Below are 23,589 nucleotides of genomic sequence, written 5' to 3' on the forward strand. Positions count from 1 at the left end.
GCAGTAGAAATGGCTAATAAACGCTGTCCTACGGATTCGTTTAAATGCTTCTTGCTCTTTGTTGCGAGGAATTTAAATAGAATAACTATGCTACATTCCTAGCGCCGCGATCAAAAAGCATTTAATTCGAACAAAATTTAAACATGAAAGGTCAACAGACCCTAGTCTTCTTGGAAGTTAGGCAGGACACCGCTGCGGCTGTGTTCAAAAACAAGGGATGTTTCAACTGTAGTCACTTCATCACGTGAGGTGATATTTTTAAAAACAAACTGTCTTAAATGTTCACTGTCTTGAACTGACATATGAATATAATAATCGTAACTGCCGCCCATATGATAAAGATTTAAAATTTCAGGGTACTTTAGTAAATCATCACGAAATTTATTGACGATTTCTTCTGAATATGGCTGCAAGCGAATAGCAGCAATAGCTTCAATATTACCGCCAATCGTATTTAGATTAACGTCAATAAAGGCGCCCTTAATCACACCATTTTGCTTTAACCGTTTGACTCGCTCTAAACAAGTTGACGGGGCAATTCCTATTTTTGCGGCTAAGTCTTTATTGTTGATATCTGCATCATTATATAGAAGGGTTAAAATCTGAAGATCTATCGTGTCGAGCTTTTTCATGGGGCACCTGTAAACTAATTACTGCTTGAATATAATAAATAATACACTCTTCAAGGGTAGATCGACTAGTATTAAAGGCATGATATTTGAATTTATGACATTAAATGCTAAATTATCCGAATTATTTTTAAGTTTATACTATTTTTATTTGCTTAAATCGTAATAAAGTCGTTACAAATCAAAAGTTCGATAATAGCAATATCATTTGCCAGCGGCATGAGTTTTGACATATTATGACTATATCCATCGGCGATCGATTTCATTCTTTTTAACTAGAAAAATAAAAAAAAGGCTTACGCTATGACTTTGCTTTGGATACCCTTGTTATCCTTACTTGGCAGTATAATTTCATCAAGAACAGGTAAATTAACCCGTAATCAATCAACCACTTTGTCGTTATTGATGCCGGTCATTGCTTTAATATTGACGATCACTTTAGCACCAAATGTATTTGCTGGTGCTATTTTCCGTGAAAGCTTTTCTTGGGTGCCTTTATTGGGTATTGATCTTGCTTTTAGATTAGATGGCTTATCCATATTGTTTGTATTCATGATACTAGGGATTGGTATCTTAGTTATTTTTTACGCACGATATTATCTCAGCAGTAACGACTCTCTTCCCAAGCTGTATGCTTATTTAATGCTATTTATGACCGCAATGCTTGGTATTGTGATGTCAAATAATGTCATTCAGCTTTGGTTCTTTTGGGAGCTAACGAGCATTAGCTCTTTTTTGTTAATCAGTTACTGGTGGCATAAACCTGAAGCGCGTAAGGGCGCTACTATGGCATTAACCATTACAGGTGGTGGCGGTTTAGCGTTATTGGGTGGCTTACTATTATTGGGCGATATGGTAGGCAGTTATAATTTAGATGTGATTTTAGTCAGCAAAGAGCTTATACAAGCACATGCGTGGTACGAGGTATCGTTAATCTTAATTCTATTGGGGGCTTTTACCAAGTCAGCACAATTTCCGTTTCATTTTTGGTTACCCCATGCTATGGCTGCTCCAACACCTGTTAGCGCTTACTTGCACTCAGCAACTATGGTAAAAGCAGGCATATTTTTATTAGCCCGTTTTTACCCCGCATTAGCAGGAACAGACTTGTGGTTTATTTTGGTGAGTTTAACTGGGTTGGCGACCCTACTTTTTGCTGCATACGTTGCCTTATTTAAACATGATCTGAAAGGGTTGTTAGCCTATTCCACTATCAGCCACCTAGGGTTAATTACCTTGTTGTTTGGCTTAGATACCAAGCTTGCTGCAGTTGCGGCTATTTTTCATATTATCAATCACGCTACATTTAAAGCGTCTTTGTTTATGGCAACCGGTATTATTGACCATGAAACTGGAACACGGGATATGCGTAAGCTTAATGGTATGTGGCGATTCATGCCTTATACCGCAACGTTGGCTATGGTGGCAGCATCGGCTATGGCGGGTGTACCGTTACTTAATGGCTTCTTATCCAAAGAAATGTTTTTTGCTGAAACCTTGCATCAGCAATTGTTGGGTTCTATGTCATGGCTGATTCCCGTGTTAGCAACGGTAGCAGGGGCGTTAGCCGTTGCTTATTCAGCCCGATTTGTTCATGATGTTTTCTTTAATGGTGATCCTATTGATTTACCTAAACAACCTAGTGAGCCTCCAAGATATATGCGAGTACCGATTGAGATATTGGTGGCGCTTTGCTTAGTTGTAGGTATATTTCCTAACTTTGTTGTTGATGACATATTGAAGGCCGCGTCAACAGCTGTACTGGGCGGTTATGTGCCTGAATTTAAAGTGGCACTATGGCATGGTTTTAATTTACCGTTGTTAATGAGCGGCTTTGCTGTTATAGGTGGTTTGCTGCTCTATACACAGCGCCGTCATTTATTTGCATTCCAAGCATCACTACCTACAGTAAATGCTAAACAATTCTTCGATGACAGTGTTTATAATATAACCAAATGGTGTCAGCACAAAATAAATACCATAGAAAATGGCTCATTACAGCGCTACCTAGTGGTAATGTTTATATTAGTACTGTTTTTTGCTGGTTGGCCATTATTTGAAATGAGCCAATTGATAGGGCAAAACAGTGCAACTCCCGTAGACATGCATAATGCTATAGGTGCAGCATTATTAATGTTTGGTGCAATCAGTACGGTTATTTGGTACCGCTCACGGGTTGTCTCATTGTTGATGCTTTCTGTTGTTGGTTTAATGGTGTCGGTGGCATTTACTCGGTTTTCAGCACCAGATCTGGCATTAACACAATTAACTGTTGAAGTAGTGACGATTATTTTATTGATGCTGGCATTATTTTTCTTACCACAATATACACAAAAGGAGTCGAGCTCAACGCGAGTGTTACGTGATTTAGGGATCTCTGCGGCGTTAGGTATTATTGTTGGTAGTATTTGTTATGCGTTAATTACCCGTCCATTTGAGTCTATTTCTGACTTCTTTATCGCTAATGCCAAAACGGGTGGCGGGGGCACCAACGTGGTTAATGTTATTTTGGTTGATTTCCGTGGTTTTGATACCTTAGGTGAAATTTGTGTATTGGGTATTGCTGCGCTGGGTATATATAAACTGTTACTTAACTTACCATTGTTGATTCCTCGCAGTGATAGTGAAGGGCGGCCTTGGGCAAAAGAGCGATATCCCTTGTTGTTAGAGAGTATTTCTCAATCGCTACTACCTTTGGCATTAATGGTATCATTTTATATTTTCTTACGTGGTCACAACCTACCTGGTGGCGGCTTTATTGCAGGGTTAATAACAGCGGTAGCGTTTATTTTGCAATATATCGCACATGGCTCAAACTGGATTGCCCAACGCCTCACTATCAATTATCGTAAAATTATAGCCACAGGTATTGTTATTGCTCTCTCGACCGGATTAGGTAGTTGGTTTTTCTCAAGACCGTTTATGACTACGTGGTTTGATTATTTTGATATTCCTTTGATTGGTAAAACTGAGCTAGCCAGTGCGCTAGTTTTCGATTTAGGTGTGTACTTAACAGTGGTTGGTTCGACGCTAATGATTTTGGCAAGTCTGGGTAAGTTAACGGCTAATGAGCCTAAAGATGGAGTACATAGCTAATGGAGTTACTTTATGCTGCTTGTGTGGGGTTGTTAGTTTTTTGTGGTGTGTTTTTGATATTACGTGCCAGAACGTTTCCAATTGTTTTAGGGTTAACCATGTTTTCTTATGCGGTAAATTTATTTTTATTTGCTTCTGGTCGGTTAAGTATTAATAAGGCCGCTGTGCTTGGTTATAGTGCGGATTATGCCGATCCACTGCCACAAGCTTTTGTATTAACCGCCATAGTGATTGGTTTTGCAATGACCGCCTTTGTGGTTATTTTAGCGATTAGAGGTAGAGCAGATTTAGGTACAGATCATGTCGATGGTGAAAAAACAAGCCAAGATAAGAAGGTAAACGTATGATGCAGCATTTGAGCTTTTTACCTATTTTATTACCCATGTTGGCCGGTGTTACTTTATTAATGCCACCTTTTGGCAGTCATAAAAAGATCAGAAGAATTGCTTCTGTAACTATGAGTATTGTTGTGTTTTTTGCATCATTGGCTTTGTTACTGAAAGTGCAAACCGACGGTGTGGTTGTCTATGCTATTGGAGACTGGAGTGCGCCATTTGGTATTGTCTTAGTTGCTGATGCATTATCCACTTTACTCGTTTGCCTCACTACTTTGCTAGGGGTTGTATGTACCTTATATGCAAGTGCAGGGGACGATGAAAAAGGCAGTTTTTTTCATCCGTTAACACATTTTTTGATACTTGGTGTTAATGGTGCATTTTTAACCGGTGATGCCTTTAACTTGTTTGTGTTTTTTGAAGTGCTACTGATTGCTTCTTATTCGCTACTTATGCATGGCGGCGATAAAAAAAATACCCGTGCTGCATTGCAATATGTAATTATGAACTTAGTTGGCTCTGCGATATTTTTAATTGCACTCGGTGTGTTATACGGTGTTTTAGGTACACTGAATATGGCTGATATGGCGCAACAAGTATCACAGTTGCAAGGAGATGATGTTTACCTTGCTAAAATAGGCGGATTATTACTATTGGTTGTTTTTGCTCTTAAGGGGGCATTGTTACCGCTGCATTTATGGTTACCTAATACATATGCTACCGCAATGCCAGTGGTTGCCGCATTATTCGCCATTATGACTAAAGTTGGTGTGTATTCAATGATGCGTGTTTATACCCTAATTTTTGGCGATGAAGCTGGCGAATTAAGTCATATGGCACAAAGTTGGCTGTGGTGGTTTGCGCTAGCAACAATAGCAGTAGGGGCTGTAGGTGTTTTAGCGAGCAAAAGTTTACGAAAACTCACTGCTAACTTAGTGATTGTCTCTGTTGGAACATTAGTAGCCTTAGTCGCCATACAAACCGTTGAAGCAAGTGCTGCTGCGATTTATTATTTAATACATTCCACATTGGTAACGGCAGCGCTGTTTCTATTAGCTGATTTAATTGGTCGTCAACGAGGTAAGTATACTGATCAGATCACAGCAGGTCATGCCATTATGCAACCAAGATTACTTGGCTGTTGTTTTTTAGTAGCCGCTGTTACTGTGATAGGTATGCCACCATTGTCAGGGTTTATCGCTAAGGTGTGGCTACTTAAAGAAACCCTACATGCCAACTATGCCTTTGTGTTTTGGCCGTTGTACTTAATTGCAAGTTTAGCGGTATTAGTGGGGGTTACAAAAGCTGGGGTTACTTTATTTTGGCGTCATCAAAATACAGTGCTAGCAAATAATGAGCAACAAGGTGTTAATCTGCCTCAGATTATTGCGTTATTGATACTCATTGTAGCAGCACCGTTAATGAGTATTTTTGCAGGTCCGCTCAGCGAGTATGCGCTAGGAGCGGCTAGCCAATTACATGACTTTAACGATAATATTGATATGATTCTTTCTGGAGGTCAATGATGCGTTTAGAGGCCAAATTTAAATTTTTACCAACACCGATTTTAAGCCTATTATTATTTATTGTCTGGCTATTGCTCAATAATAGTTTATCTGCCGGGCACCTTGTCTTAGCTACAGTATTAGCGATAGTTATTCCTCTAATGACTAGCCCGTTTAGAACTAAACAACCCTTAGTTATCAAGCCCGGATTAGCATTGCGTCATTTGCTGTTAGTGTTGTATGACATCATCACCGCCAATATTCAAGTTGCGGTATTGATCTTAGGACCAAACAAAAAGTTAATGCCAGGCTTTGTTAAAGTACCACTAGATTTAACACAAAGTATGCCAATTACCATTTTGGCTAGTACGGTATCTTTAACCCCTGGTACAGTCAGTGCCGAAGTTTATCCTTGGCGAGAAAGTTTGAAAACAGGGGAAGAGCCAGCGGCACAATATCTGCTGATTCATGTATTAAACCTTGAAGATGAGCAAGCGTTAATTAACTTAATTAAAACACGATATGAAGCACCGCTAAAGGAGATATTTCAATGCTAGAAACGGTGATTTTAATTGTATTTGCTATGATAGGCATATCACTATTGTTAAATTTATGGCGTTTATTAGTAGGGCCTTCTACCCCTGATAGGATCCTTGCCTTAGACACCATGTATATTAATACCATTGCTTTGATTATTTTGTACGGCATGAGTTTTGGTACTGAGTTGTATTTTGAGGCGGCATTGTTAATTGCAATGTTAGGTTTTGTCAGTACAGTAGCAGTATGTAAGTACTTGCTTCGTGGCGATATAATAGAATAGGGCTTAAGTTATGACAGAATGGATAATATCAATACTCTTATTAATTGGTGGTTTTTTTGTACTTGTTGGCTCAATAGGCTTAGTGAAAATGCCAGATTTTTTTATGCGTCTTCACGGACCAACTAAAGCAACCACCTTAGGTATGGCATCATTGCTTACTGCCTCAATGATTTTTTTTAGTAGCACACAGGCAGGGTGGAGTGCAAAAGAAGTATTAATTTCATTATTTTTAATACTTACCGCACCCATCAGTGGATATATGATGATTAAGTCAGCAATACACCATAAGCTTGACCATATAGATCGTACTAGCGGTAAAGACAACATTGAAGATGATGTTTAGTATGTAAACAAGCGGTGAAACGTAGGGTGTTTTTGGTTACAATGCGGGCTAATTATTGTTACACATTAACAAGTCATGCAACACTATACACAAGATTTGATCACATTATTTGAACGCACTTTTTACCACGATTATAATACACGGTTGGTGAAAGGGGATGATGAACCCTTATATTTACCAGCCAATAGCGACTGTCAATATCATCAAATTATTTTTGCACATGGCTATTACGCTAGTGCGTTGCACGAAATATCCCACTGGTGCCAAGCGGGCAAAGCCAGGCGATTATTAGAAGATTTTGGCTATTGGTATGAGCCCGATGGTAGAAATGAAGCGCAACAAAAGCAATTTGAACAAGTTGAGGTCATCCCACAAGCAATTGAGTGGGCTTTTAATGTCGCTGCTCAAAAAAAATTTAATGTCTCTGCTGATAATTTAAATGGTTTTCAAACCGATACAGCCAGTTTTAAAAACAAAGTATTACAACAAGTCGCTACCTTTATAATAGAAGGCTTTCCTACGAGAGCGTGGCAATTTATTGAAGTTTTGGCGCATTTTTATCAAACACCACTGCCATTAACGCTTGAGCAATTTACAGACAAAGATGAAGAAAAAAATGTTTAAATTAGGTTTTATTATTAATCCAATCGCTGGGATTGGTGGCAGTGTTGCTTTAAAAGGTAGTGATGACATGGCGCAACATGCGCTGGCACTAGGGGCAAAGCCAAAAGCGAATGCACGCGCGCAAACGGCGCTAAAGGTATTATTACCTTATCAAGATGAAATCATGATTTACACTGCCAATAATCAAATGGGTGAGCAGGCAGCTAAAGACTTGGGTTTTAACACTAAGTTAGTTTATCAAACTGACACTAATGCTACCCAAGCCTTTGATACAGAACAAGCCGTTAGCGCTTTATTAGCTGAACAAGTAGACATTATCTTATTTGCCGGAGGCGATGGTACTGCCCGCAATATTGCCAAAATAGTCTCGGCTAACGCGATACAGTCAGAGCAACCCCAAATACCGGTACTGGGTATTCCAGCAGGGTGTAAAATTCACTCAGGCGTCTATGCTATTACTCCAACGGCAGCAGGCCGAGTAGTTGAGTTAATGGTAACCAAACAACTGGTAACCCTCACTGACGGTGACGTGATGGACATTGATGAGGCGTTATTTCGCCAAGGGGTGGTAAAGGCAAAGCGTTTTGGTGAAATGCAAATACCGAGTGAATTGCGGTATGTGCAAGCAGTTAAATCTGGTGGTAAAGAGTCAGATGAACTGGTATTGCATGACATTAGCGAAGATGTGATTTCGCATATGGCAGAAGATGAACATGGTTTATTTATCATTGGTTCAGGCTCAACCACAGATTTTTTAATGAGTGAACTGGGGCTAGATAACACCTTACTTGGCGTTGATTTAGTGCAAAATGAAGCATTAATAGCAAATGATCTAACCGAAGCAGAATTATGGCAACAACTAATGCAGGCAAAGCAAACACTGCAAAAAGTTACGTTGGTTATTACCTTAATTGGCGGCCAAGGGCATATTTTTGGTCGTGGCAATCAACAATTAAGCCCACGAGTTATTCGTTATATTATTGGGCAACCAAGGGGCAAAGAAAACATTATGATCATTGCCACTAAAACAAAGTTAACAGCATTAAATAATCGGCCTCTGATCTGTGATACCGGTGATAGCGCTTTAGATCAGTTATTATCTGGTTTTATGGCGATTTCCACGGGTTATAAAGATCAGGTGCTTTACCCAGTATCCAGCCCTTTATAAGAAGTTAACCCCTTTTTAGTACCACAATTGAAGTGTATTTATGAAATTTAGTCCTTTAGTACAAGAACTTATCGACTCTTTGAAATGTTTGCCTGGTGTGGGTGCAAAATCAGCCCAGCGTATGGCCTTTCATTTATTAGAGCGAAACCGCCGCGGCGGTAGCAAATTGGCTAATACCTTGACAAGCGCCATGAATGATATTGGTCATTGCCAATGTTGTCGAAATTTTACTGAGCAAGATTTATGTGAAATTTGCCAAAGCCCCAAGCGAAAAATTGCTACCAGCATTTGTATTGTTGAAAGCCCTGGTGATGTGATTGCTATTGAAAATAGCGGTGAATACTCTGGGAAGTACTTTGTATTAATGGGACACTTATCGCCCATAGATGGCATTGGTCCTGATGACTTAGGTCTAGATGTGTTAGAGAAACAGCTAGCAACAGGGCAGTTTGTTGAAATGATTTTAGCGACCAATCCTACCGTTGAGGGGGAAGCTACTGCACATTTTATTGCTGAATTAGCGCAACAATATCAGGTTAATATCTCTCGCATTGCCCATGGCGTGCCTGTTGGTGGCGAGCTTGAATATGTTGACGGCAATACGTTGTCTCATGCATTTTCAGGTCGAAAAAGCTATTTTTAGGGCAAGTTGTGATTATTCGGTCATTTAATGTAAGGGATTACCCCGCGGTCAAAAATATATACCAACAAGGTATAGATACCGGGCATGCTACGTTTCAACGAAAGGCAAAAAACTGGGAAGAGTGGCACAATTCAATGTTAAGCCATTCTCGTCTCGTTGCCCAAGAGAATGAGCATATTTTAGGTTGGGCAGCGCTTTCCCCCATCTCTAGCCGTGCTGTTTACTCAGGTGTTGCAGAGGTGAGTGTATATGTATCGACAAGCGCACAAGGTAAGGGAGTTGGTCAACAACTGCTATCACAACTTATTTTATCTTCTGAAGAAAATGGCACTTGGATGCTGCAAGCAAGTATTTTTCCTGAAAATATCAGCAGTATTAAACTTCATGAAAAGCATAATTTCCGCCAAGTGGGCGTACGAGAAAAACTTGGGGAAATGCATAATGTATGGCGCGATGTAGTGCTACTGGAACGGCGCAGCAAAGTTGTGGGGATACTGGGCTAAATAGTCATTAACCTCATAGCTTTTTATTACTAGCGTATTCACTACTTAAAACTTTTCTTTCTTATTCCCTTGAATTACATTTAGCCACCCCCACATCCTTTCTAACGTTAATTTTAACGATTTTCACACATTAGACAGGAGAGGTTTCAGATGTCTGAAGCAAGCCAACCAGAAGTTCATGGTTTTCAAACCGAAGTTAAACAACTTTTACAATTAATGATCCACAGCCTTTATTCTAATAAAGAAATTTTCTTACGTGAATTAGTTTCTAATGCGGCAGATGCATCAGATAAATTACGTTTTAAAGCCTTATCAAATGCTGATTTATTTGAAGGTGATGGCGAGCTAAGAGTTCGTGTGAGCTGTGATAAAGAAAACAACACCGTGACTATTTCAGATAACGGTATTGGTATGAACCTTGAGGAAGTTATTGAGCATTTAGGTACGATTGCTAAATCAGGTACGGCTGAATTTTTCTCACAGCTGTCTGGCGATCAAGCGGCTGACTCTCAATTAATTGGTCAGTTTGGTGTTGGTTTTTATTCTGCCTTTATCGTTGCTGATAAAGTAACAGTGCGTACACGTCGAGCCGGTGATGATGCATCACAAGGTGTTGAATGGGTCAGCGCTGGAGAAGGTGACTTCACTACCGCGCAAATTGAAAAAGCTAATCGTGGTACTGATATTATTCTGCACCTAAAAGAAGATGAAACAGAGTACGCCGACGACTGGCGTTTAAAGTCTATTGTTACTAAGTACTCTGATCATATCTCTGTGTCAGTTGAAATGCTTACACCAGAAGTTCCTGCGGTTGAGGCGGTAGCTGAAGAGAAAGACGACGAAGGTAATGTTACTAAGCCAGCAGTCGAAGCACGTGATGCAGTACCTGCAAAATGGGAAGCAATTAACAAAGCTACCGCATTATGGACGCGTGAAAAAGCTGATGTTTCAGAAGAAGAATATAAAGAATTCTACAAGCATGTATCACATGACTTTGGTGACCCACTATTATGGGAACACAACAAGGTAGAAGGTAAAACAGAGTATACCTCGCTGTTATATGTACCATCTAAAGCGCCATTTGATATGTATAATCGTGAAAAACAGCATGGCTTGAAGCTTTATGTACAACGCGTATTCATTATGGATGATGCTGAGCAATTTATGCCAACGTATCTTCGTTTTGTTAAAGGTTTACTTGACTCAAATGACTTACCGTTAAACGTATCTCGTGAAATTTTACAAGACAACAAAATCACACAGGCAATTCGTAAAGGTTGTACGAAACGCGTGTTGAAAATGCTTGAAAAACTCGGTAAAAAAGATGCTGAAAAATATCAAGGTTTTTGGGATGAGTTTGGCCAAGTGCTAAAAGAAGGCCCAGCTGAAGATATGGCGAATAAAGAGCAAATTGCTGGCTTATTACGTTTTGCTTCAACCAATGATGATAATGCGATTCAAAATGTCTCTTTGGCGTCATACATTGAACGCATGAAAGAAGGGCAGGACAAAATTTACTATGTAGTAGCTGATAGTTTTGAAGCAGCAAAAAATAGTCCTCACTTAGAAGTGTTCCGTAAAAAAGGCATTGAAGTGTTACTAATGTCTGATCGTATTGATGAATGGTTAGTGAGTCATTTAAATGAGTTTGATGGTAAGCCATTACAATCAGTAACTCGTGGTGGTTTAGATCTAGGCGATATGGACGATGCTGAAACTAAAGAAGCACAAGAGAAGTTAGAAAAAGAGTTTGATTCTGTTGTGGTTCGCATTAAAGAAGCGCTTAACGGTAAAGTTAAAGAAGTTAAACTCTCTCAACGATTAACTGATTCACCCGCTTGTATTGTAGCCGATGAAAATGATATGAGTAGTCAAATGGCAAAGTTGATGGCTTCGGTTGGTCAAGAAGTGCCTGAAACCTTACCTATCTTTGAAATCAATGGTGAACATGCATTAGTAAAACATGTTGCTGATGAACAAGATGATGATAAGTTTGTACAATGGGTTGAAGTATTATTTGAGCAAGCAATGTTAGCCGAGCGTGGTAGCTTGAAAGACCCTGCTAGCTTTGTAGCACGATTAAACAAGTTAATGTTGGGTTTAACTCAGTAAAGTGCTTGTTAAAACGTAGACTTTAGTCGGAAAAAGGAGCAATTCACTATAAATGATCGCTCCTTTTTTGTATGCTATGCTTGTTTGCACAAAGGCTTGCTTGTATAGTGTTTGCCGCAATAATTGAATAACCAAAGAATTATTACACTAGCGTGATCATATTGAAATTAATCGCCATACATACGGCTGTTAATCGCATAAAATTATTATGCTACTGTAATTATTTTTACTTATTTTAAACGTTATTACTTAAAGGTTAGTTTATATGCGTATTGTACTTCTTGGCGCTCCTGGTGCGGGCAAAGGCACACAGGCACAGTTTTTAATGGCTAAATTTGGCATCCCTCAAATTTCAACGGGTGATATGCTGCGTGCAGCAATTAAAGCCGGAACTGAATTAGGTAAACAAGCTAAAGCTGTAATGGATGCAGGACAGTTAGTCTCAGATGATCTCATTATTGGCTTGGTAAAAGAACGTATCCTTGAAGATGACTGTAAAGCTGGTTTTTTACTTGACGGTTTTCCACGTACTATTCCACAAGCAGATGCCATGAAAGCCAATGGTGTTTTAGTTGATCACGTGCTTGAGTTTGACGTGCCAGATGAAGTGATTGTTGAGCGTATGGCAGGCCGACGTGTACATTCTGGCTCGGGTCGTGTGTATCACCTTGTTTATAATCCACCAAAGGTGGAAGGTAAGGATGATGTTACTGGTGATGATTTAGCTATTCGCCCTGACGATGAAGAATCAACCGTACGTAAGCGCTTAGCTATTTATCATGAGCAAACAAAACCGCTTGTTGATTTTTATAAAGCAGAAGCCAGCGCTGGTAACTGCCAATACCTAACGGTTGATGGTACGCAAGCGGTTGAAAAAGTGAATGAGTTGTTAAGCGAAAAACTGGCATAACCTAACTTTGTTCCTGTAATTAACACAGCTCTGATTATTAATAAAAACTCGCTTCGGCGAGTTTTTTGTTTTAGCATTACGGAAAAAATAATTTACTTTAAAATCAGGAACGTGATAAATGAATTTGACAACTAATCTAACAATTACCGCGCTGTATGCAAGTTTACTTGCGCTATTGTTTATCGCGCTTTCAGTTAACATTATAAGATTACGCTTTAAACTAAAAGTGGGCGTTGGTGATGGCGGTGAGAGCACGCTCACTAAAGCCATTAGGGTGCATGGCAATTTCTCTGAATATATACCGCTGGCGCTGTTTTTATTAGGCAGTTATGAGCTTAGCGGGGCTAACACTTTATGGGTGCATATTGCAGGGGCTACCTTATTTGTTGGCCGTATCTTCCATGCTTTAGGCTTAAGTAAATCTATAGGAACTTCTGCACCTCGTGCTGTTGGCACTGTGGCAACTTTTCTTATACTGCTCATGCTTGCGGTTGAGAATATACGGCTATTTTTATTAGCGTAGTATCTTTTATTACAGCGCTTGTTTAAACATTCTTGATCATAGCTACGTGGGGAATGTTATCTTCAAGGTACATTTGGGACACTTGTTTGAAGCCGTGTTGTTGATAATAGTTAATTAAATACTCTTGTGCTGAAATTTTAATATTATGTCCTGGAAAGTGTTTTGAACACAAGGTAAGTGCTTCTGACATTAATTGATGACCCAGCCCAGAGCCTCGCGCTTTCTTTGCAATAGCGACACGCCCAATGCTGATATGATCAGGGTAACTCTGTCCTAACGCTAAGATACGTAAATAACCCACAAGAGTGCCATTGTGGTAGCCCAAAAGATGCAGTGTATCTTGGTGTCGGTCTAGTTGGCCTTTTTCACCGTCTAAATCGGGGTAGAAGCAGGTTTGCTCAACAACAAAGACATCAATACGAAGCTTTAATAAATCATAGAGTTGATCGAGCGTAAGCTCATTAAAAGTTTTTGCTGTCCAAGTGGTGCAATGAGTCATGTGTCCTACTATTTTGTTAACGATGAGTAATACTATATGTGGTTTATTTTTAGGCCGTTTTATTGATTTATAATTCTATACTTATCGGCGTCAATAAAAAAACCTGCTTCGGTGTATGCTCTTACAATTGTTCCAGAGCTTCTGAGTATTTTCAAACCTTTATTGATAGCAGTAAAGGCAGATTTTCCCTGTGGATGCGCTTTACTAATGGCAAAATGACGAGAGCCTTTTAACAAAATTGCCGTGTTGGGCACTGGTATGAGATGAATGCTTTCTAAGCGATAACTTTGATCAGTTGTTGAAGTAAAGGGCATTAGCATAAAGTCTACCCATTGAAGGCTTGTCATACGCGCCATTGAAACCCATGAATCTTCACGAAGCAATTCTTTTAATGATAAGTCTTGCAGTGTCTGCCAATCGGTTCGCCATTTCGGGGTTGATACTGCTGTCAATGTGTTAAAATCAGAAAATGATTTCAGTTGTAATACTTTGTGGTTGGTTGGACTAGTATAAATACCAGCGAAATACTCACCATTTCTAATCACTGGCTCGGAAATGTATAGTTTGTCGGCAATTGTCTTGGCATCAGTGTGCCAATAAGTATCAAAACTAAGCAACAATTCGCCTGCTTGAAGTAATTGAATATTCCTAAAATTCACTTTACCAGGTAACAAGTGAAACTCAGCATGAAAGCCGCCCAAATATAACGCTTGTTGGGCAATAATTATATCGATGACATCACGGCGGGTATATTTACTTGAGAATTCATTAACAGCTAATACATCTCGGTTGCCAATAAAGGTTTGATAATCTTGGTAAACATCATCTTGAATAGGAATAATCACTTTGTTTGAATAAGCGAAAGTATTACCACGAATCATGAACGTTGTTAATGAAAGCATGATTGCTAAAAAAGTAAGTGAAATTGAGTTTTTCAAAACAGAGCCAAACAACGTTAATAAATGCATCTCTGTTAGTTATAACAAGGATGCATTTATTTATCAAAAAACTGCAGAGAATAAGCCGTTATTTATTGTGACGATCTTGGAGAACAGCCATGACTTCTGACAACTCAATTTTTTGATCCGCCAGTAAAACGAGGGTGTGATAGAATAAATCAGCACACTCGCCTAATAAATCATCTTTAGTTTCAGCTACCGCTGCTAGTGCTACTTCAACGCCTTCTTCACCCACTTTCTGTGCCATCTTGGTGGTACCGCGAGAAAACAAGTGTGCAGTATAGCTGTCTTTAGGATCATCACCTTTTCGGCTGGCAATCACTTGTTCAAGCTGACTTAAAAAATTTTGCTGAGTTAATTTCTGCTCAGGAAAACAAGACTCTGTACCCAAATGGCAACTTGGACCAATAGGGCTGCAAGCAATTAACAAACTGTCTTTGTCGCAGTCGCTCAGTACTTGCTCAACGTTTAAAAAGTTACCTGAGGTTTCACCTTTTATCCAAAGCGCTTGTTTTGAGCGACTAAAAAAAGTGGCTTTGCCTGATGCTAAGGTAGCGCTTAATGACTCTTGGCTCATATAACCTTGCATTAATACCGCACCCGTTGCTGCATGCTGAATGATGGCAGGGATCAGGTTATCCATTTTCTGCCATGCTAATTCATTGATATTATCTTTGTTTACTAACATGGTCTTACCTCAATGTTATTTGATTTTAAATAGGTTTTTAATTCACTGATTGGAATAATGCCTTTATGAAACACCGAGGCTGCTAAAGCGCCATCAACGTCGGCTTGCTGGTAAACCTGTGCAAAATGCGCTATTGCACCAGCACCACCTGAAGCAATTAAAGGTACGTTGCATACAGCACGTGCCTGCTTTAATTGTTCAATATCATAACCTTGGCGAACCCCATCTTGGTTCATGCAATTTAACACAATTTCGCCTGCGCCTAGGCTGACGACTTTTTCAATCCAGTCAAATGTGGTCCAAGTGGTTTTTTGGGTACGAGTTTCATCACCGGTAAATTGATATACTTGGTAAGTGCCCGTTTCTTTATCATAAAAGCTGTCAATGCCAACGACGACACATTGTTGACCAAAATGATCCGCAAGGCGAGAAATTAAGGTTGGATCACGAAGGGCAGGAGAGTTAATGCTAATTTTATCTGCACCCATCATTAATATCTCTTTGGCATCAGCCTCGCTTTTAATCCCACCAGCAACACAAAAAGGAATATCGATTACTTGGGCAATTCGACTAACCCAGCTTTTATCAACCACGCGTCCGTCTGAACTGGCGGTAATATCATAAAAAACGAGTTCGTCTGCACCAGCTTCTGCATATTTTTGCGCTAAGGGTACAATGTCACCAATAATTTCATGGTTTCTAAACTGTACGCCTTTAACGACTTTGCCGTCACGAACATCTAAACACGGAATTATTCTGCGGGCCAGCATGCAATCGCCTCCTCAAGGGTGAATTTACCTTCTAATAAAGAGCGCCCTAAAATAACGCCGCTAACACCTGAGCCAATTAAGGCTTTAATGTCATCTAAAGAGCCAATACCACCAGAGGCTTGCCATTGAATGCTTGGATATTTTTGACAAAGTTCAATATACAAATCAACGTTTGAACCTGAAAGCGTGCCGTCTTTAGAAATGTCGGTACAAAGAATATGTTTAATGCCAGCATCAATATAAGCATCAAGTAAGTCTTCTAGATTGACGCCACTGTCTTCTATCCAGCCATGAGTAGGGAGTGTTTTATTGCCTTGTTGGTCAATTTTGATATCAAGGGCTAAAACGATTTTGTCGCCACCATAGGTTTTTAACCATTCAATCACTAGCTCTGGTTGCTTTATGGCTAATGAGCCAATAACCACACGGGTTGTACCTAAATCAAGCAGTTGTTTAACATCGTCTTCACAACGTATGCCACCACCAACTTGGGTGATCATGGTTTCATGGTTTACCACGGTTTTAAGCGTTTCTAATTGGCGTTTAGTGCTATCTTTTGCACCGTCTAGGTCAACAAAATGCATTACGGTAGCGCCTGAAGCAGCATAGGCTTGCTGGCGTTCTTGCACGGTATATTGGTAGTTTGTTTTTTGGTTGTAATCACCTTGAAATAAACGAACAACTTTACCGTTTATTAAATCAATTGCGGGGATCATCATGCTATTTTTGCTCCTGAGAAGGTAATTCGAGAAAGTTTCTTATAATCTTACTGCCTAAATCACCTGAGCGCTCGGGATGGAACTGGCAGCCAATAAAATTGTCTTTGCCAATAATGGCTGAAAATTCAGAGCCATATTCACAACTCGCTAGCGTATACTCACTTATAGGTGCGGCAAAACTGTGAACAAAATAAAAGTAATCTCCTACGTTTATGCCTTTTAAAACCGGGTGTTCGGCTATTTTGGTTAAGGTGTTCCAACCCATGTGGGGTAAACGGTTACCTTGTGCTTGCAATGGCTCTACTTGTGTAGGAATCATACCTAAGCAATTGATCGTGTTGTCTTTGGCGCCTTCAGTTGAAGACTTAGTCATTAACTGCATCCCTAAACAAAAGCCTAAAACGGGTTGAGTTAAGTTTTGCAGTGTTTCTACTAAGTCTTTTTCGATAATATTGCCCATGGCATGTTTAGCACTACCCACGCCAGGGAAAATCACTTTGTCGGCTGCCTTTATTTGTGCAATGTCATCGGTGATAGTCGCAGAAAACCCTAAGCGTTCAATGGCAAATTTTACTGAGGATAAGTTGGCGCAGCCAGTATCAACAATAACGTTACTGCTTGTGTTAGCAATAGTACCGGTCATTTACAAGGTTCCTTTTGAGCTAGGTAATTCATCACCTTCAACTTTTATAGCTTGGCCTAATGCGCGGCCAAATACTTTAAATAAACTCTCTACTTGATGATGACAGTTACCTTTGCTAGTTGATAGGTGCAAAGTGATTAACATTGAATCGGCAAGAGAACGGAAAAAATGCGATACCATCTGTGTTGACATTGTACCCACATTATCAGCAGTAAATTCAGCGTCAAATTCAAGCCAAGGGCGGCCAGATAAATCAATAGCACATTCTGCTCTGCACTCATCCATAGGTAGTACAAAGCCAAAACGGCCAATACCACGTTTATCACCTAATGCTTGTTTTAATGCTTGCCCTAGAGCAAGGGCAGTATCTTCAACGCTGTGATGATCGTCAATGTGATAGTCGCCGCTGACACTGCATTGCAGGTTAAAGCCACCGTGGGTCGCAATTTGGTCTAACATGTGATCAAAAAAACCTAAGCCGGTATCAATGCTACTACCGCCTTTTTTATCTAAATTCACCGTAATGGTAATATCGGTTTCTTTGGTGGTTCTGGTGACGGTAGCTGTGCGTGGCTGCTCGAAAGTTGCCAGAATTTTTTCGCTGATATGTGACCAATTTAAGGTGTCACGATCATATTTTAGGCCAACAATGCCCATGTTTGCGGCTAAGCCCATATCGGTTTCACGGTCGCCAATCACATAAGAGTTGGCAAAATCCACACGACCTTGTTGTAAATACTCACTGACTAATCCCAGTTTTGGTTTACGACAATTGCAGTTGTCTTCATCAAAATGAGGACACAGCAAAACGTCTTGAAATACCACGCCTTGCGAGGCAAAAATAGCCATCATTTTGTCATGAGCTAAATCAAAGTCGGCTTGAGGAAAGCTATTCGTGCCTAAACCATCTTGGTTTGATACCATTACTAGCACAAAGCCTTTGGCTTGTAATTTTAACAGTTCAGTGATGACATTTGGTTCAAATACCAGCTTTTCTAAGGTATCAAGCTGCTTATCAATCGCTGGCTCTTCAACTAAGGTGCCATCACGGTCGATAAATAAAATTTTCTGTTGGTTGTTACTCATGATAAAACTTCTTTTAATTGGGTTATTTCTTGTGCGCTGCCGATACTAATGCGTAAACAGTTTTCTAGTTGTAGTTGTTTTGATTGATCACGAATTAAGATGTTATGGCGGAGCAGTAATTCAAAAATTCGTGTTTTTTCGCTAGCACTTTCACAACGAAACAGCACAAAATTAGCGTCACTTGCAAAAACTTCACTGCACCAACCTTGTTTACTCAGCCAGGTGGATAAATCTGTTTTAATGCCATTGCATGTTGTTACACGTTCGGTCATTTTTTCTAGATCGTCAGTTAACGCCAAACTGGCAATTTCAGCCACTGGGGCGGAAATTGGGTAAGGCGCAATGACTTTGCTCAATAGCGTGATAACGTCAGTATTGGCTAAGGTAAAGCCACATCGTAGGCCGGCTAGGGCGAATGCTTTTGATAAAGTTCTTAGTACAATCACATTGTCATACGTTGTTAACAATGAGGTGCTAGTTTGCTCAGGGGAAAACTCACCGGTATATTCAATGTAAGCTTCATCGACAACAACCATAGCACTATCTTTAAATAACTCGATAGCTTGAATTATTTGCGCTTTTGGTAACAGTTTACCCGTGGGATTGCCGGGAGAGCATAAAAATACAACCTTCACCTTGCCTACTTGCTGTTTTAGGCCTTCAATATCAAGCGTGGTATCAGCAGTTAGTGGTACCTTAACTATGCCAGCGCCATGATTTTCGGCGCTAATTGCATACATGCCATACGTTGGTGGGCATATTAATATACTGTCTTGATAGGCACGGCAAAAGCTGCGAATAATCAGCTCTATGCCTTCATCTGCACCACGTGTTGCTAAAATTTGTGAGCGCTCAAGGCCGCAGTAATTGCTATAAGCCTTGAGTAGATTATTCGGCTGAAAATCAGGGTAACGGTTGATGTTTTCACTGCTGACTTGATACTTACCTTTGCCAGGTGCTTCATTGGCGTTAAGCCATATTTTGCTGTTTGCTTGCGCAGAGTCGCCACTAGCAAAAAGTCTTCGTGCTGATTGGTAAGGCACCATGTCTACCAGCTCGGCACGAGCTAATTTGTTAATTAAATTAGACATTTTTCCCTTCCGATATAGAGTCTTCTAGACGAATAGTGACCGCACGTTGATGAGCATCTAAGCCTTCAGCGTCGGTTAGCTCAATAATACATTCAGCTAAATTACTTAGCCCTTCTTTACTAAGTTCTTGCACGGTATAACGTCGAGAAAAATCAGCTAACGATAAACTTGAAATCACTTTTGAATAACCGTAGGTAGGTAACACATGATTAGTACCACTGGCGTAATCCCCAGCAGACTCAGGCGAGTATGCACCGACAAAAATAGAGCCAGCATTACGCAAATCAGTTAATAATGCTTGCGGATTTTCGGTTTGAACAATTAAATGCTCTGGCCCATATAGGTTTGACACTTCAACAGCCTGTGCCATATCTGTAGTTAATATCAAACGTGACTGTTTTAGCGCTTGTTTTGCAATGTCACTTCGCGATAATAATGTTACTTGGCTTTCAAGCTCGTTTGCTACCTTGTTGATTAAGTCTTTACTATCGGTCAGTAAAATAACTTGGCTATCTGCGCCATGCTCGGCTTGAGAAAGTAAATCAGCAGCAATAAACGCCGCATTAGCTTGCTCGTCACCAATAACTAATACTTCAGAAGGGCCGGCTGGCATATCAATAGCAAATCCAGCCACTTGTTGAGACAGTTGTTTTTTCGCTTCGGTAACATAACGATTACCAGGGCCGAATACTTTGTTAACGGCTGGAATTGTTGCTGTGCCATAAGCAAGTGCGGCGATAGCTTGTGCGCCACCTATGGTGTAAATTTCTGTGATGCCGCAAAGCTCTGCTGCCACTAAAACTTCATTGGCTAATTGGCCGTTTTTATCTGGCGGACAAACCAAAACTGTGCGTTTACAACCGGCAATTTGTGCTGGCACACCCAACATTAACACCGTTGAAGGCAATGGCGCACTACCTGCGGGAATATACAAGCCAACACTTTCAATAGCTTCTGTTTTTAAGATGCAACGAACACCAGGACAGGTTTCAACAAATACATCTTGTGATATTTGGGCGTTATGAAAACGCTTAATTTGCCCATAAGCGGTATTGATTGCTTTTATGCGCTTGTCTGTTAAGGCAAGTTTTGCTTGTGCTACTTGCTCAGGTGTGACCGCTAGCGTTGTTAATGCGATACCGTCAAATTGCTCAGTTAAAGAAAATAAGGCTTTGTCACCTTGCTTTTGCACTTGCGATAAAATATTACCAACCTGTGTTGATAATAAAGCGTTATCGGCAATGGCCGGGCGCGCAAGGGCATCTTTCTTTTGCTGGGCTGAGGTCGATTGCCATTCGATTATTTGGGTATTCATAATTTTCTCTAAATTATTAAGATATAAATTGCTCAGATCCGCTAAAGAATTGAGGTTTCAGCAAAGCCGCCAAATTGTGCGTTGCCTGAGCTTAGTACACTAAGTGATGGTAACGAGCAACGCCGACAAAGCCGTTTAAATTTCAATTGTGACGCGGATTATTCCATCATTTTTTCTATCGGCATAACCAATATAGAATTACAGCCTAGTTCTTTGAGTTTTTCCATGGTTTCCCAAAAGAAAGTTTCAGTAGCAACTACATGAACGGCAACAATGTCATCACGCCCTGCTAAAGGTAAAATAGTGGGGGTTTCTTTCCCTGGCATTAGTGCACTTACTTCACTAATTTTATCTTTTGGTGCATGCAGCATAATGTATTTACTTTCTTTTGCTTTCATTACGCCGTTAATACGTGGAAGTAAGGTATCTAATATTGCCTGTTTTTCATCGCCTAGAGCGTCAGCACGTTGAATTAAAGAGGCTTTAGAGCGAAATACTTCAGCCACTTCTTTTAGACCATTGGCTTCAAGCGTTGCGCCGGTTGAGACTAAATCGCAAATACCATCAGCTAATCCCACTCTTGGCGCCACTTCAACAGAGCCTTTTAATAGACAAAACTCAACGTTGATGCCGTTATCTTTAGCAAAGCGCTTTAATAACTGAGGGTAGGTGGTTGCAAAACGTAAACCGTCTAAACATTGTAATCCGGTGTATTCAAATTCTTCAGGCATGGCGATTGAAAAACGACAACCACCAAAGTTTAATGGTGTTGTTTTAATGTATTGGTTTTTGCTGCCAATTAGCTTGCGAGATAATTCTTCTTCCTCGAGGGTGTTATCTCCAACAATGCCTAGATCACAAACGCCATCCATGACCAAACCCGGAATATCACTACTGCGCACGCGCATAATATCAATAGGTAAATTGCTAACATGGGCAAGTAAGCGGCGGTCGCTCACATTAAGTTTTAATCCACAGCGTTTTAATAATGCTTGAGTGTCGTCACTAAGACGTCCTGATTTTTGCATCGCAATGCGTAAACGTGGCTCTGAAGTTGTCATTTTCTTATCCTATTAAATGTTAATTCTGTTTGAAAAATTGTTTTTTCAGTGGATTTAAGCATGTATATACAATTTTCAACTCGCTAAAATGCGAAAACCCCCGAAAGAATTAAGGCTCTTTCGGGGGTTCATAAATAGTTTTCTTAAATTTAATTCCACGAAAAGCCTTTAGCCCTTCATGGTATCTCTGGCTTTATTTTAAAGACAGAGACCTGAACGGCTAATCTATATGATGATGGTGATGTCGGCTATTCAGGTTAAAAGTCATAATACGTTATTCTCTAAAAATAAATGGATTTTCTCTATACAATTAGACTACTGATAAAATTATTTGGCTGCAAGGAATAAATAACTTTTTTTTATCATTATTTGTTATATGGTGCTTGCCTAGAGTTATTACTCGATATATACCAAGCGTTTCCACTAGCGAGTTTTTACTTTTTTTTCATAAGTCAGATTGGAAAAACAATGTTCACTATTAGTATGACGCTAAATCACGACTATCTAAGGCACGTATTCTTCTTATTTCTTGGGCGTTAAAATGTTGATTACGCAGTGCTTTAATAAGCTCCTGCTGGGCTTGATTATCAGGTTCGATTGAAACAAGCGTGGCTAATTCAATGCGATATTCTTTTATGCGTTGCTGCCATTGCTCACGTTTGGTATCAAGGGCTGACAATCTATCAGCTGCTTGTGCATTGAACTCTTGCTCTCTGAGCATGTTTAACTCGTTACCACTTGCGCCTTGTTGAACCATGTCATTATATTTTTGTCGATAGACATTTAATTTATTTGCTGTGTTTTGTTGTTTAATTAGCCAATCAGGGCTTTGGGTATTAAGCGCGGATATGGCATCACTTTTTTGTTCATCGCTTAAGTTATGATTTCTTCTAATTTCAACAAGGCTAAACATATAATGTTCGTACTGGTCTTCTTGTTCAAAAAAAGCCGCAATAACCTCTTCTGATAAAAAACGCCAACGTGTTGCAATAAGCTCGTTTCTGCTAATGATGATATGCTCAAATGAAGCGTAATCATCACTAGCCATTTGGTTATGTTCCTGTTTAATAGCTGTGATTGCATTTCTGTATTGTAAATACCCGTCAAGAATATCTAATGCTTCAGTTAAGGCTTGTGCGGTTAGTTGCTCTGTAAGGTTATGGTTAATACGGGCAATAATTCGCTCTAGCGGCTCTTCTCCTATGGCTGATAAATAGAACTCAAACAGATGAAGAATTTTTTTATTAATGCGTAAACTACCATCTTCATTAATATCAAGGCGTTGTGGTAAAGGAGTGTTGAGTAATGAGGTAGGTAAGTGCTGAATATACTCATCAGGCATGGTTGACTCAGGGTGGGAAAATACTAATTGACTGATCGCTTGCGCTTCTATAGGCGCATTTGAGTTGCGCAGCTCTGTTATTGTAGATGCTTGCGTTTGTTGCGATTCATTGGCGTCGGCGGTAAATCTGTTGTTTAGTGTTGCTGCGCAAACCCCTAAAAATATCAAAAAAATACTAACATTTACTATGTGTTGATTCAAAATG

General features: G+C 39.9%; 25 protein-coding genes. 13 read left to right on the forward strand and 12 right to left on the reverse strand.

All coding sequences use genetic code 11. The annotated features are described in order from the left end of the window. Positions 1 to 161 precede the first annotated feature (161 nt). Positions 162 to 632, reverse strand: coding sequence for an Lrp/AsnC family transcriptional regulator (locus ABXG98_RS13455; RefSeq protein WP_353539207.1), 471 nt, complete (start codon positions 630 to 632; stop codon positions 162 to 164). Between the two features lie 300 nt (positions 633 to 932). On the opposite strand from ABXG98_RS13455, the gene ABXG98_RS13460 reads away from it, so the two are divergent. The 13 genes from ABXG98_RS13460 (at position 933) to ABXG98_RS13520 (ending at position 13,211) form a co-directional block, all read left to right on the forward strand. Continuing rightward, the gene (locus ABXG98_RS13460; RefSeq protein ID WP_353539208.1) at positions 933 to 3,725 is read left to right on the forward strand and encodes a monovalent cation/H+ antiporter subunit A; all 2,793 of its coding nucleotides are present in this window, start codon (positions 933 to 935) and stop codon (positions 3,723 to 3,725) included. Then, positions 3,725 to 4,072 carry a Na+/H+ antiporter subunit C gene (locus ABXG98_RS13465; RefSeq protein WP_353539209.1) on the forward strand — a complete coding sequence of 116 codons (348 nt, stop codon included), beginning with the start codon at positions 3,725 to 3,727 and terminating at the stop codon, positions 4,070 to 4,072. The genes ABXG98_RS13460 and ABXG98_RS13465 overlap by 1 nt, the downstream gene beginning before the upstream one ends. After that, positions 4,069 to 5,586 (forward strand): monovalent cation/H+ antiporter subunit D, encoded by a 1,518-nt coding sequence (locus tag ABXG98_RS13470; RefSeq protein ID WP_353539210.1) that lies wholly within the window; start codon positions 4,069 to 4,071, stop codon positions 5,584 to 5,586. Before ABXG98_RS13465 ends, ABXG98_RS13470 begins: the two co-directional genes overlap by 4 nt. Further along, positions 5,586 to 6,122, forward strand: a complete 537-nt coding sequence (locus ABXG98_RS13475; protein WP_353539395.1) for a Na+/H+ antiporter subunit E — start codon at positions 5,586 to 5,588, stop codon at positions 6,120 to 6,122. The genes ABXG98_RS13470 and ABXG98_RS13475 overlap by 1 nt, the downstream gene beginning before the upstream one ends. Beyond that, positions 6,116 to 6,385 (forward strand): K+/H+ antiporter subunit F, encoded by a 270-nt coding sequence (locus ABXG98_RS13480; RefSeq protein WP_353539211.1) that lies wholly within the window; start codon positions 6,116 to 6,118, stop codon positions 6,383 to 6,385. The genes ABXG98_RS13475 and ABXG98_RS13480 overlap by 7 nt, the downstream gene beginning before the upstream one ends. 10 nt (positions 6,386 to 6,395) lie before the next feature. Next, the gene (locus ABXG98_RS13485) at positions 6,396 to 6,728 is read left to right on the forward strand and encodes a Na+/H+ antiporter subunit G (protein WP_353539212.1); all 333 of its coding nucleotides are present in this window, start codon (positions 6,396 to 6,398) and stop codon (positions 6,726 to 6,728) included. 75 nt (positions 6,729 to 6,803) lie between these two features. Continuing rightward, positions 6,804 to 7,352 carry an elongation factor P hydroxylase gene (locus tag ABXG98_RS13490; protein WP_353539213.1) on the forward strand — a complete coding sequence of 183 codons (549 nt, stop codon included), beginning with the start codon at positions 6,804 to 6,806 and terminating at the stop codon, positions 7,350 to 7,352. Next, on the forward strand, positions 7,345 to 8,520 hold the full coding sequence (locus ABXG98_RS13495; RefSeq protein WP_353539214.1) for an ATP-NAD kinase family protein: 1,176 nt from the start codon (positions 7,345 to 7,347) through the stop codon (positions 8,518 to 8,520). The genes ABXG98_RS13490 and ABXG98_RS13495 overlap by 8 nt, the downstream gene beginning before the upstream one ends. Before the next feature lie 40 nt (positions 8,521 to 8,560). Beyond that, the gene (gene recR / locus ABXG98_RS13500) at positions 8,561 to 9,163 is read left to right on the forward strand and encodes a recombination mediator RecR (protein ID WP_353539215.1); all 603 of its coding nucleotides are present in this window, start codon (positions 8,561 to 8,563) and stop codon (positions 9,161 to 9,163) included. Positions 9,164 to 9,171: 8 nt separating this feature from the next. After that, positions 9,172 to 9,666, forward strand: a complete 495-nt coding sequence (locus ABXG98_RS13505) for a GNAT family N-acetyltransferase (RefSeq protein WP_353539216.1) — start codon at positions 9,172 to 9,174, stop codon at positions 9,664 to 9,666. A 150-nt stretch (positions 9,667 to 9,816) separates the two neighbouring features. Further along, a complete protein-coding gene (htpG, locus tag ABXG98_RS13510; RefSeq protein WP_353539217.1) occupies positions 9,817 to 11,778 on the forward strand; it encodes a molecular chaperone HtpG in 1,962 nt (653 codons plus the stop codon). A gap of 265 nt (positions 11,779 to 12,043) precedes the next feature. Next, a complete protein-coding gene (adk, locus tag ABXG98_RS13515) occupies positions 12,044 to 12,688 on the forward strand; it encodes an adenylate kinase (RefSeq protein WP_353539218.1) in 645 nt (214 codons plus the stop codon). A 118-nt stretch (positions 12,689 to 12,806) separates the two neighbouring features. Then, on the forward strand, positions 12,807 to 13,211 hold the full coding sequence (locus ABXG98_RS13520; RefSeq protein WP_353539219.1) for an MAPEG family protein: 405 nt from the start codon (positions 12,807 to 12,809) through the stop codon (positions 13,209 to 13,211). Positions 13,212 to 13,233: 22 nt separating this feature from the next. Here ABXG98_RS13520 and ABXG98_RS13525 read toward each other — a convergent pair whose 3' ends face one another. The 11 genes from ABXG98_RS13525 to ABXG98_RS13575 all read right to left on the reverse strand — a co-directional run bounded on the left by ABXG98_RS13525 (position 13,234) and on the right by ABXG98_RS13575 (position 23,585). Next, positions 13,234 to 13,710 (reverse strand): GNAT family N-acetyltransferase, encoded by a 477-nt coding sequence (locus tag ABXG98_RS13525; protein WP_353539220.1) that lies wholly within the window; start codon positions 13,708 to 13,710, stop codon positions 13,234 to 13,236. A 59-nt stretch (positions 13,711 to 13,769) separates the two neighbouring features. Further along, the gene (locus ABXG98_RS13530) at positions 13,770 to 14,648 is read right to left on the reverse strand and encodes a transporter substrate-binding domain-containing protein (protein ID WP_353539221.1); all 879 of its coding nucleotides are present in this window, start codon (positions 14,646 to 14,648) and stop codon (positions 13,770 to 13,772) included. Positions 14,649 to 14,736: 88 nt separating this feature from the next. Continuing rightward, positions 14,737 to 15,357: a bifunctional phosphoribosyl-AMP cyclohydrolase/phosphoribosyl-ATP diphosphatase HisIE gene (gene hisIE, locus ABXG98_RS13535; protein ID WP_353539222.1), complete on the reverse strand. Its 621-nt coding sequence runs from the start codon at positions 15,355 to 15,357 to the stop codon at positions 14,737 to 14,739. After that, positions 15,351 to 16,127: an imidazole glycerol phosphate synthase subunit HisF gene (hisF, locus tag ABXG98_RS13540; RefSeq protein WP_353539223.1), complete on the reverse strand. Its 777-nt coding sequence runs from the start codon at positions 16,125 to 16,127 to the stop codon at positions 15,351 to 15,353. The genes hisIE and hisF overlap by 7 nt, the downstream gene beginning before the upstream one ends. Further along, on the reverse strand, positions 16,109 to 16,846 hold the full coding sequence (hisA, locus tag ABXG98_RS13545) for a 1-(5-phosphoribosyl)-5-[(5-phosphoribosylamino)methylideneamino]imidazole-4-carboxamide isomerase (RefSeq protein WP_353539224.1): 738 nt from the start codon (positions 16,844 to 16,846) through the stop codon (positions 16,109 to 16,111). Before hisA ends, hisF begins: the two co-directional genes overlap by 19 nt. A 1-nt stretch (position 16,847) precedes the next feature. Further along, on the reverse strand, positions 16,848 to 17,489 hold the full coding sequence (hisH, locus tag ABXG98_RS13550) for an imidazole glycerol phosphate synthase subunit HisH (protein ID WP_353539225.1): 642 nt from the start codon (positions 17,487 to 17,489) through the stop codon (positions 16,848 to 16,850). Next, the gene (gene hisB / locus ABXG98_RS13555; protein ID WP_353539226.1) at positions 17,490 to 18,575 is read right to left on the reverse strand and encodes a bifunctional histidinol-phosphatase/imidazoleglycerol-phosphate dehydratase HisB; all 1,086 of its coding nucleotides are present in this window, start codon (positions 18,573 to 18,575) and stop codon (positions 17,490 to 17,492) included. After that, positions 18,572 to 19,666: a histidinol-phosphate transaminase gene (hisC, locus tag ABXG98_RS13560; RefSeq protein ID WP_353539227.1), complete on the reverse strand. Its 1,095-nt coding sequence runs from the start codon at positions 19,664 to 19,666 to the stop codon at positions 18,572 to 18,574. Before hisC ends, hisB begins: the two co-directional genes overlap by 4 nt. Next, positions 19,659 to 20,981 carry a histidinol dehydrogenase gene (gene hisD / locus ABXG98_RS13565; protein ID WP_353539228.1) on the reverse strand — a complete coding sequence of 441 codons (1,323 nt, stop codon included), beginning with the start codon at positions 20,979 to 20,981 and terminating at the stop codon, positions 19,659 to 19,661. The genes hisC and hisD overlap by 8 nt, the downstream gene beginning before the upstream one ends. A gap of 158 nt (positions 20,982 to 21,139) precedes the next feature. Next, on the reverse strand, positions 21,140 to 22,042 hold the full coding sequence (gene hisG / locus ABXG98_RS13570; protein WP_353539229.1) for an ATP phosphoribosyltransferase: 903 nt from the start codon (positions 22,040 to 22,042) through the stop codon (positions 21,140 to 21,142). A gap of 478 nt (positions 22,043 to 22,520) precedes the next feature. Beyond that, on the reverse strand, positions 22,521 to 23,585 hold the full coding sequence (locus ABXG98_RS13575) for a lipase secretion chaperone (protein ID WP_353539230.1): 1,065 nt from the start codon (positions 23,583 to 23,585) through the stop codon (positions 22,521 to 22,523). Positions 23,586 to 23,589: the final 4 nt, after the last annotated feature.

It is taken from the genome of Colwellia sp. KU-HH00111 (assembly GCF_040362745.1).
Classification (GTDB): Bacteria; Pseudomonadota; Gammaproteobacteria; order Enterobacterales; family Alteromonadaceae; genus Colwellia.